The 10,166-nt window shown below is 57.8% G+C and carries 8 protein-coding genes; 2 read left to right on the top strand and 6 right to left on the bottom strand.

Annotation, left to right across the window (positions count from 1 at the left end; genetic code table 11):
* Positions 1-204: IS3 family transposase (locus tag ACIGHN_RS10910; protein WP_396504372.1), on the top strand; the 204-nt coding region annotated here is incomplete at its 5' end.
* 82 nt (positions 205-286) lie between these two features.
* On the opposite strand, the gene ACIGHN_RS10905 is transcribed toward ACIGHN_RS10910, so the two are convergent.
* Together ACIGHN_RS10905 and ACIGHN_RS10900 are read right to left on the bottom strand one after the other, a co-directional pair.
* On the bottom strand, positions 287-991 hold the full coding sequence (locus ACIGHN_RS10905) for a hypothetical protein (RefSeq protein ID WP_396504371.1): 705 nt from the start codon (positions 989-991) through the stop codon (positions 287-289).
* Positions 992-1,048: 57 nt separating this feature from the next.
* Positions 1,049-1,825: a hypothetical protein gene (locus ACIGHN_RS10900; RefSeq protein ID WP_396504370.1), complete on the bottom strand. Its 777-nt coding sequence runs from the start codon at positions 1,823-1,825 to the stop codon at positions 1,049-1,051.
* Positions 1,826-2,098: 273 nt separating this feature from the next.
* Between ACIGHN_RS10900 and ACIGHN_RS10895 the strand changes: the two genes are divergently transcribed.
* Complete coding sequence (locus tag ACIGHN_RS10895; RefSeq protein WP_396504369.1) at positions 2,099-3,469, top strand: hypothetical protein; 1,371 nt, start codon at positions 2,099-2,101, stop codon at positions 3,467-3,469.
* Between the two features lie 200 nt (positions 3,470-3,669).
* Here the strand turns inward: ACIGHN_RS10895 and ACIGHN_RS10890 are convergent, their stop codons facing one another.
* The 4 genes from ACIGHN_RS10890 to ACIGHN_RS10875 all read right to left on the bottom strand — a co-directional run bounded on the left by ACIGHN_RS10890 (position 3,670) and on the right by ACIGHN_RS10875 (position 9,734).
* On the bottom strand, positions 3,670-4,641 hold the full coding sequence (locus ACIGHN_RS10890; protein ID WP_396504368.1) for an IS481 family transposase: 972 nt from the start codon (positions 4,639-4,641) through the stop codon (positions 3,670-3,672).
* A 240-nt stretch (positions 4,642-4,881) separates the two neighbouring features.
* Positions 4,882-5,313, bottom strand: coding sequence for a hypothetical protein (locus ACIGHN_RS10885; RefSeq protein WP_396504367.1), 432 nt, complete (start codon positions 5,311-5,313; stop codon positions 4,882-4,884).
* A gap of 47 nt (positions 5,314-5,360) precedes the next feature.
* A complete protein-coding gene (locus tag ACIGHN_RS10880) occupies positions 5,361-5,816 on the bottom strand; it encodes a hypothetical protein (RefSeq protein WP_396504366.1) in 456 nt (151 codons plus the stop codon).
* 3 nt (positions 5,817-5,819) lie between these two features.
* On the bottom strand, positions 5,820-9,734 hold the full coding sequence (locus ACIGHN_RS10875; protein ID WP_396504365.1) for an RHS repeat-associated core domain-containing protein: 3,915 nt from the start codon (positions 9,732-9,734) through the stop codon (positions 5,820-5,822).
* Positions 9,735-10,166: the final 432 nt, after the last annotated feature.

Below are 10,166 nucleotides of genomic sequence, written 5' to 3'. Positions count from 1 at the left end.
AACGCTGTGGCTGAGAGCTTCTTCCAACTGCTCAAGCGCGAACGCATCCGCAGGCGGGTCTATGCAACCCGTGATGATGCGAGAGCGGACGTCTTAAACTACATCGAAATGTTCTACAACTCACAGCACCGTCATTCATCGGCGGCAGGACTATCCCCTGTAGAGTTCCAGCAGCGACATGCCCAACGGCTCAAAAGTGTCTAGATAAGCCGGGGCTATTCACTTCTCACATGCGTCACATAGCATAAAAAAAGCCACCTTAAGGCGGCTTCATTCGCATTCATATCTAGTACTGAATTGCGTAGAACTCTTGTCCGTTGGTGATGGCTCCATCCGGTCCGAGTTGTCCGTACCAAAAATTCACCATGCCTTTGCCTCTGGCAAAAACATAGTTGTAGACGCGATCCACACCGCCGCTTTCAGAGCCGTACTCGTGCAGCCCGGTTCTCCACACGTCCTGAAAAGGCCCCCAACTGCTGGCGTGTGCAATGGTTCTATTTCGCCACCGCAAGGTCTGTTGGAACGTTGTATCACTGCATCCTCTTGTTACGGTCGAGGTAGCATCTATCGTTTGTCCTGCTGAGGGATTAACAGCGAGCTTGGCAATGAACGGTACATGCACCCAGCCAATCTCGTTGATGGCCTCTCCTATGTAGGAGATGCCGCCGGGACTCACACCTCCGCCATCAATCAGTGCACCGCCAGCGGTACCTGAGTCAACGTATGTCGCGCGATACAGGGGGCCGTTGCCAAAGTAAGCAGGACACGTCGTGTTCGAGTACTGAATGGCAATAGGACGATTCCAGGGAGTGCGGCTGGTCACCGATAGCTGCATGGTTGCTTCGTCCCAGTGCCCCTGTATCTCATAGACCTGGTAGACGATCTGCGTGCCAGCATTCATTGGGTAGTAAGGGTGCCCCGTCTGGGCGCTCCCCACGCTCGGTAACAACGCAACGGTTGCGATCACCAATCCAGCGATTGCTTTCTTCATATTCTTCCTTTGTCACAGTTCAACTTAGTGAGCGGCTCACACATCCGGGCATGCGCGTCAGAAGCCATAGTCAAATGCGTTGAACTGGATGACCTCTCCGCTGCCCCCCGTGCGCGCAATGGTTCCCTTCAGCGGGGACGAGTAGTCTGGGAAGTGACGTCCTTTGTCGAAATTGACGAGGCCCTGCTGGCGCAGAACAACGCCACTGGGTGTTTCCTCCAACAAGTCGGCTTGCAGTGATGCGAACAGAGGATTCGTCGGGATATCAGCGACGGTGATACGCACCCAGTAGATGGCGCCCTTCTTTAGCGAGAAAGCCGAAGGGGTCATGTAGCCACCAGAGTGTGGGGTGCCCCCCAGGCAGTCGACATTGGTGTTCCCCACCCCGTTGATCTCGGTGCGGCAGTTGTTGGGATATTGGCCCCACACGTCCGCCTTGGTCACGTCGTCTGCGATGGTTCCATTGCCGTTGTCATCGTTGCGGAACCAGAGTTCCAGATGCAGTCCGTTGGGATGCACAAATGCACCCACACCGTGTGTCCACAACGGTTGCAGAAATCCATTGACGTAACTGTTGTTGGCGCCTTGCGTAAAGGCAACGATGGCGTGCTCATCTCCGCCAATAGGACTCCCGGCAGGACCACCCCAAACAAAACGCGATTGCAATTTGATTTGCCCACCGTTCTGAATGCTGGCACGGGCTTTCGCAAACGTGCTGGGGTATTGGAAGTCCAGCCCGCCGCCAGGGTGAGCCAGAACTCCGTTTTCCGCACCTGCACTGGCCACCAATGGCGCTAAGGCAATCGAAGTGATGGCCAGAAGTTTTTTGATCATGATCACGCTTCCAAATTGATGTTGAACAAGTTTTAGGAGCTCAACGCACAAAAGCGCAGGCACCCTCCCAACTGCACGGGCACTGGCAATATGACCCGCGTCTTCAATCTATCCGCAAGTTGTTTAATTGTGCGCAAACATGTTTCGAGTAGCACCGGGTAGTTACACAAGGAACAAGCCCTTACATGCAAATCCCAGTGTCCTCACTACGATCCGAAGTGCCGTTGTGTCAGCAATTTGTAGGCTGAATAGATCAACCAAAGGGAGAGTCCATTGAACAATCGTCGTGAATTTCTTAAAGCCAGCACTGCGGGATTGGCCGCAGTCTCAATGTCTGGAAATGTGCTGGCGCAGTCTGCTCCCACGGTGTCTCTCTCATTCGCTACGGCCAGCAACATCTATGACTTCAACGCGTTGCCAAATTACAAGACATATGTAGGTGCAGGTAGGCCTTACGGAAGCTGGGCAGATGGTCCCTTGAACCCCTACCGCCGCAGCTCAACAGACGTCATGCGTGCGGTGGTTCCACACAGCGAGAACCGCACCATGTATCTGGTGCCGGGATCGATGGCGGCGCCCAGCTTGTCGCCTGTCGAGCCGATGACGATGAAGTCGGCACGCAATCCGCAAATGGGTAGCATGGACATGCGGCACTGGCTGTTCTCCGTTTTCAACGTGGATCAGACCCAAGCTTTCGCCATTGCACACTCGGAGAATTACACCGAACTCGCGGCAGATGCCGGCACCTACTGGCCCAACGAAGGCAGCAGTACGTTTCAGTGGTTCAACAGCCTGTCGCTCTTCAAGACGGAGCCTCGAACTGGCGATCACGACCAGTTCACCTACGCGTTTAACCCCGCTCCTTTCTCGGGCACGACCACACACAGCGACCATCACATGATCATTCACCCAGCGTTGCCCCAATACGGCAGGCTGGGCAAGTTGGCGCACTATGGTTTTTTGCACCCGTCCAACCTCATCGAAGACAACGGCTACGTTTACACGTTCGCGCAGCATATTCCTGCGACCCAGAACCCAACGATGGCAATCCCGTTTGGTGCGCCTGACTCTCCAGCGGGCAAGGCCGGCCCCGTGCTTTTGCGATGCGCCACCTCGTTGCTCGGGCAGACCGGTAACCCCAACAACCGAAACGGCCACTACTGGGAAATCTTCAACAACGCCGGAGCTTGGCAGTACATCACTCGTTGGGAGTGGGCCGATGCCAGCGTGCCCGAGGCGCCGATCAAACCATACGTGTTCTACCGGGGCAACTTGCCGGGCCAGTGGATGGCCAACATGGCCATGGCGCAAGCGGTGCGCAAGGTGGGAGGCCAGTTCGTGGTGCTTGGGGTGGCGTATCCAGGTGCACTTCACTTTTCCTACTGCACCACACTCGCCAATCCGCTGGAACTCGAAGGCCACCTTCAACAGTTTGGGCAAGGCCATCCGTTTTCTGGCGCGTTCAACTTGCAGTCCGGTGCGTACATGTCGGTTTTTGATCCAAGCGATACCGACTTGAACTACCGAAACATTGCACAGAATGGCGCAGGAGTAGTTCTCGCCGTCCGCGACACCCAATCGGCATCTCCCAATGACAACTATGGCCGCTACATGCGCTACAACTTGTCGTTCGCGGGCTTTTAGTGCGCAGATTCTTTCAAATACATGCACCGAAAGCATTCGTGTCATCGGGCGCATTTGGTTTGATGGATTTACCCGATCTGGTTCGGCTTCTATTGCAAACGTCGACGGACGGCGCAAAGCTCTGTACGGAGCCTATTGAGCTTCAGTCAGGTCCCTGCAGATATTTGAGTTTTCGACTCGACTCAAGGCTCTTACCATCTTTAGGTGTCACATCCCGGACGATCATATGGCCGCTTGTGAAACAGATTCGGGTGCTCTTGGTACCACTCTTTCATGGCCTGCATCGGCGTCTTGCTGCCCAGTGCTGACTGCGGCAGTTGGTGGTTGTACAAGGCCACATAGCGCTGCAAGGTCTGCTCCATATCTTCACGGCTGTTGAATCGGTGGGTCTTCAGGACGTCCGCTATGCGGCCATTGAACCGCTCCACCATGCCGTTGGTTCTTGGGCTCCTGGGCCTGGTCAGCCGGTGCTCTATGCCCAGCTCCTGGCACAGTTGGTCGAACTCATGGTTGCCGCTGGGTTCGCGCTCCTTGCTGGCAAACAGGCGGTCCGTGAACTCCTTGCCGTTGTCGGTCAGCAGCTTGTTGATCCTGATCGGGCAGGCCTTGTGCAATGCCTTGAGGAAGGCCTGTGCACTCGCCGCTGTCTTGTTGGCCTTGAGTTGCACGAACACCCATCGCGTGGCCCGGTCGATGGCCACGAACAGATAGCGCCGGCTGCTCTCGTCCTGCATCTGGGGTAAGTACTTCACGTCCATGTGCACGTAGCCTGGCTCGTAGCTCTTGAAGGCCTTGTGGGGTACCGCAGGCTGGTGGGGCTTGAGGGCGTTGAGGTTGCCTGCTCCATGGCGGCGCAGGCACCTGTCCAAACCTGAGCGTGAGACATCGGGGCTCAAGAACTCTCGCGTGACCGCCAACAGGTCATCCAGGGGCAACAGCAAGGTACGCCGAAGGTGCACCACCACGGTTTCTTGCGCAGGCGTGAGCACGGTCTGCAAGTGATGGGCCGTGTGCGAGCGGTCCCCAAAGACCTCGCGGTTCTTCCACTTGTAGACCGTCTGCTCGGTGATCCCAAAGCGCTGGGCCAGGACGCTGGCTGGTTCATCGCTGGCTGCGATCTCGGCGCGCACGGCAGGCGTGGTGCGGGCGTTCTTGTGCAGGGCAATCAACATGGCTTCACTCCCCGGGTGGATTGCAGAGACTCTATCAACTCTTGCAGAACCGCTCGGGCAATGAAGAGTGGATAGCGTTTTGGATCGATGCAATCATCCGGGATGCGACACGTAGCTCAGCGGCAAAAGAAGAAGTTACTTGGCCCAACAGCTTTAGCGGCTGGGTTGTGGATGGGAGGTTTGGGGGGATTATGAGAAGCCTTAATCTAGCGGCCGTGCAGACTGGAAGTACTGATTACTTTAACGCACGATCGCTTCAATCCGACTAAAGCGATATTCCCTTTCACGAACGTTGTCAATACCGATAAAACTATCTTCGCCGAGGAATTTGATCGCGTAGGTTGCATACCCGAAACTAGCATTTGACAGATTTTTACCATTCAGATTAGTATACTTTCTCTTGAAGTTAACCCCATCAAAAGACCATTCACCTGCATGCGTTTGCTGCATGGTCAATTCATTCGCTTTCAAAGCTTCCTCTACTTCGATAAACGTACCGTTTCGATCAAGTGTGACAACGCTTCTGCTTTGAAAGCCGCCATCGGAAATCTCTTCCAACCATCGCCCAATTAAACGCTGCCTAACATCATCAGCAGGTTTTAAAGATGAATCATCGCAAGACGCGGTCAGGACTGCGCCAAAAATCCCAATGAGTAGTTTACGACGATGCATTTTATGCCTATCGTTTTCAAAATGAATGCAGGATTTTTATCACACGGTTAGTCTTCGCATGCTGATTCATTATTTTCCTCAACGTAAAAATCAAATTGCAACTCAACACCGTGATCAGCGACCGCCCGCATCAAGCTTGAAGGCAAGATAGGTCCACCGCCCCGACCATTGCCAGCCCAGAAGCACGTGAGAAAAGCATTACCTCCATTTTCGGTGACCTCACGGATTGATCGCCCTAGCCTAACCTGACTTAACAGCCATGCAATGTGAGCTTGTATATCCTTGTCATGAATTATGTTCTTCGAAGAGAAACGCCAGATGTAGCGAGGTGGGCATAAGGGTGGTTTACCGAGAATTTTTGCGATTTTTTCCCTGCGGAAAATTAGATCGGGAGTCTGGGTGTCTACAACTTCACTGGATCTCAATCCAAGAATTCTTAGAACGGTTGCCGCCAGCTGGGCATCGGTATCGCTGCTGATGACCAATGAGCAGTAAGTCCTCATAGCTTACTCCTCACTTCCACCACGGCCATACCCGCCCCGTCCACCGTTTCGAAGTAGTTCGTTGAGGGTGGGACGCTTATCGCCCCTACTCTTTCCACCTCTACCGCTCTTACCTCCTTTACCGCGTTCGTTTGACTCTTTATAGTCCTTGTATAGGTTATCGCAGACTTCTTTATTGGGAATATCCTGACCGCCATAATATGGTTTTTGAGCATGCCACCAGTCTCTAAATCCCTTGTCTCCGCCATAGCCAAACCAAGGATCGGCACTTGCTACCAAACCCATCGAATCCATGTATGACAGCGGATTCGCGTCTACATATCCAAACCGATTCCAACCACCCTCCAGCCCAATAGGATCAGCCTGCGTATACCGCCCAACCTTGCTGTCATAGCTACGGAAGTGGTTGTAATGCAGCCCGCTTTCCTCGTCAAAGTACTGCCCCGGATACCGCAGGTTGTACTGCACCAGCGGCACCGCCGTTGACCCCGTCGTCGGGTTGGTCTTGGCGCTCGTGAACCGCGTGGCCGCCGTCGTCGGCGCCTCGTCCCCGAACGCGCTGTATTCCCACTGCCAGGCCACTTGGCCGTCTTCCTGAGTCAGCCTCCGCGGGGTGTTCAGGTGGTCCGCATGCACCGCGTACTGCCGGCCTTCACCCACCACCGCAATCGGCATCGGGCCGTTGGCTGTGGGCAGCCAGATGTGCTGCGCTCCCTTTGTCGGTGCCGTGGCCGGGTTGGCCTCCATGGGGTATTCGCCCAGCAGGCTGCCATCTTCCGCATACACGAACGCCCGGCCCTGGGCCTGGGTGCTGTCGGTCTGCGGGCTCCACAGGCGCAGCCAGAAGTTCTGCAGGTCCTTCAGCAGGCCGGTGGGTTGGAGACCGGTTGCGGATTGCTCTTCGCCGTCGTCACCCAGCAGGGTGATCTGGGCTGGGCCGGTCTTGTTGTTGGCGGTGGTGCTGTTGGACGTACCGCTTGCCAGCACGTCGGTCTTGAACACCCGAAGGCCCAGCGCGTTGTGCGCGTACTGCACGCTGGAAGCTCCCGCCCCCGTGCCCAGCGTCACCCGCTCCAGCCGGCCTTCGCTGTCGTACTGGTAGCCGTGCAGGCCGTCTCCCTGCTGGTTGCCCGCCGCGTCGTAGTTGTATGCCACGCTGGTGTTGGCGGTGCTGACCTGGCCGGTCGCAGGGTCGGTGGATTGCTGGCTCTGCGAGAAACCGGTCAGCCGGTTGGCGCTGACGCTGTAGTTGCGGTTCGTGACCGTGGGCTTGCCCGCCAGGGTGCGCTCGCTGGTGCTCGCCGTGCGGTTGCCGTTGGCGTCGTACCTGTAGCTAGTGGTGTCCGGAGCGGCACCCGATGCGCCTTGGCGGGTAAAGCCCATGATCTGGCCGGTGCTTCTGTACTGCACGCTCCAGGTCACGGGAGACTCTTGCACGGTCTGCTCCAGCGGGTTGGGGCTGGCCGGCGCCCACAGGTTCTGCGTCAGGCTGTTGATGCGGCCCGCTGCGTCGTACTGGTAGCTGCTGAAGTCGGTGGTGGTCAGCTGGCCCGCGGTGTTGTAGCTGCGCGCCACGCTCAGGCTGGTGCTGCCCTGGCTGCCTTGCAGGTTCCAGGTCCAGCCGGTGGGCTGGCCCAGCGGGTTCCAGGTGATGCCGCTGACCAGCGGCTGGTTGTTCCAGGTCAGGGCGGTGAGCAGACCTGTGCTGTCGTACTGGTGCTGCAGCACTTTGCCGTCGGGGTAGGTGATGCTGGCCAGCAGGCCGCTCGGGGCGTAGCTGTAGCCCACGGTGCTGGTGTGCCCGTTCTTCAGTTGCTGGGTCTTGCGCACGACGCGGCCGTGCCAGTCCCGCTGGTAGCTGGTGGTGCCGCTGGCGTCCACGATCTCGCTCAGCGATCCTTTGCTGGCGTTGGGCTGGCCGCTCTGGTTGTAGGCGCTGCCGGGCAGGTCGTAGCGCAGGGTGGTGGTCTGGCTGGCTACGCCTGTTCCACCTGTTCCACCTGCGCCACCGGCGTGGGTGATGCTGGTGGGCCGTCCCAGGCTGTCGCGCACGATGGTGGTGGCCCGCCCCAGGGCGTCCGTGATGCTGCTGGGCAGGCCCAGCGCGTCGTACTGGGCGCTTTGGGTGCCGGCGTCCGGGCTGGCCTCGGTCTTGGCGTTGCCCAGGGCGTCGCGCTCGTAGGTGGTGGCTACGCCTTTGAAGTCGCTAGCCTGGGTCACGCTGTCCAGCGCGTTGTAGGTCAGAGTGGCTGTGGCCAGTTCGCTGTCGTGAATCGCCTGAACGCGGCGCAGGGCGTCCAGACCGAAATGGGTGCTCACACCCAGCCCATTGGTGGTTCTGAAGAGGTCGCCGTTTGCATCGTAACCGTAGGTGATAGCAGCCTGCGGACCTACCGTGACGCTCTCTACGCGGTTCAAACTGTTGATCGTCCGCGCCAGGTTCCAGGCGACCTGGCCTTGGGCATTACGCACTTCCTCGGACTTGCGATTGTCCATGCCGTCCAGCACGTAGGTGGCGCTAGCGCCTCGGTTATCGGTCCAGCCAGTCAGGCGCTGCGCAGCGTCGTACTGGTAAGTGACCAGATGGCCGTGGGGCAAGGTCGCAGTGGCCACCTTGCCAGAGGAGCTATAAGTGAGCGCGGTGACTTGCCCATCCGCGCTGGCGGTCAGCATACGGCCGCGGGCGTCGTAGGTGTAGGTGATCGTCACGCCCGTGGGCGTGGTGTGGGTGAGCACCCGGCCTGCAGCGTCACGAGTGTACGTATCCACATGGCCCTGAGCGTTGATGGCGCTGGTGAGGTTGCCAGCGCTGTCGTACTGGTAGCTAGTGACTGCGCCGTTTGGAGCGGTTTCGGTGGCCACCAGTCCAGTAGGGTAGTACGTCCAGTTGGTGGTGCGGGAGCTGCCGCTGGTACCCGAGTCGGTAATCGTGTGGCTCAGTACATTGCCCACGCTGTCGTAGGTGTAACTGGTGACTCGGCCTTGTTCGGTGACAGCTACAGGCAGGCGCCACTGCGGGTGCCATGTTGTGGTCGTAGTGCGGGTTTCGGACCGGCCCGCTGCGTCTGTACTGGAAAGACGAAGGCGACGAGCGGCATCCCATTCGTAGGTGGTGTTGACACCTTTGAAATCGGTCTCTGAATCAATCAGGCCTAAAGAGTTTTGCACGCGCGAGTAGGCATCTGGCGCGCCTGTGAGCGACAGAGAGCCGGAGGTCACGGCCAGCACGCCTCGAACAGAGCTATAGCCGAAGTTGCGGGTATTGCCGAGCGGATCGGTGACCGCCGCATACCTTCCAGGAGTCATATCGGAATAGGCCACCGAGTACGCGTTGACGTTGCCGGCCAGCGCGGTACTGGTCGCAAAACCTCGTATGTCGTAACCGATGGTGGCGTAGCGCGTACCCTGAATGGAGATTCCTGTGACTAGGTCTGGAATGCTCGTATGTTCGTAGTGGTAGCTGCGTTGGGTGCTGTCGGGATAGGTCACTGTCACCAGTCGACCGCTACTGTCGTACGAATAGCCAACTGTTCCGATGGATGCAGTGACACTGGTCAGTTGGTTGCTGGCGTTGTATTGGAATCCCAGGGTGCGTCCAAACTGATTGCTCACCTGCGTCACCTTGCCTGCCGCGTCGTGGGCATAGGTATACACCCAGCCATTACGCTGCGTGACCGTCTGTAGAACGCCGGTGGTATTGAAGGCCAGCACACTGTCGTCCGCCAAGAGGTGCAATGTCCAGCCGTTGGCTGTCTGGGTCAGAACGTCAAATCCATTCGTGGGCCGCCACGGCCCCTGGGAGGGAAAGGTATTCCGAACGAATACTCGTTGCCCACCGCCAGGCAAATCGATGTCCAGGAAGTTGTCATCGCGCTGCTTGAGCTGCGCGAAGTGGTTGTGGCGCCATATCCTGCCCATAGGACCAGGGGTGCCAACCGGTTGTCTGGCCCACCGACTTAAGGAGATTCGGCTGAGGTGAAGCCCGTGAGCCGAGGCATCTGCGAGGTCTTTCTCATTGAGATACTCGTCACCGGAGGCGGGCAAGATAGGATCGCCGAACGAGCCGCCGTAAGGGCCCTGTCCGCCAGAGTTTCCGCAGGGGCATCTGTTGCATGGTTTGTTGTCTGGCCCAGTGCCGGGCCCGCCACCTAAGTCAGGTCCCTGTCCTGGGTCTCCACCTGAGCCTGGCCCCTCGGGGCCACTCCCACCGGAGTCATCGCCGGGTATGCCGACGGGTATCGTGTATTGCCGCTCGCATCGGTGAATATAGTCAACTCCGACGAGATTATCTAACGTGGCTGTTAATGTCCAATCAGCACTTTCGCACTTAGGAACAAGGCCAACCATCCC

The sequence above is a fragment of the Acidovorax sp. NPDC077693 genome, from assembly GCF_044542805.1.
Taxonomy (GTDB): Bacteria; Pseudomonadota; Gammaproteobacteria; order Burkholderiales; family Burkholderiaceae_C; genus Acidovorax.
This window is presented reverse-complemented; position numbering and strand designations above follow the sequence as displayed.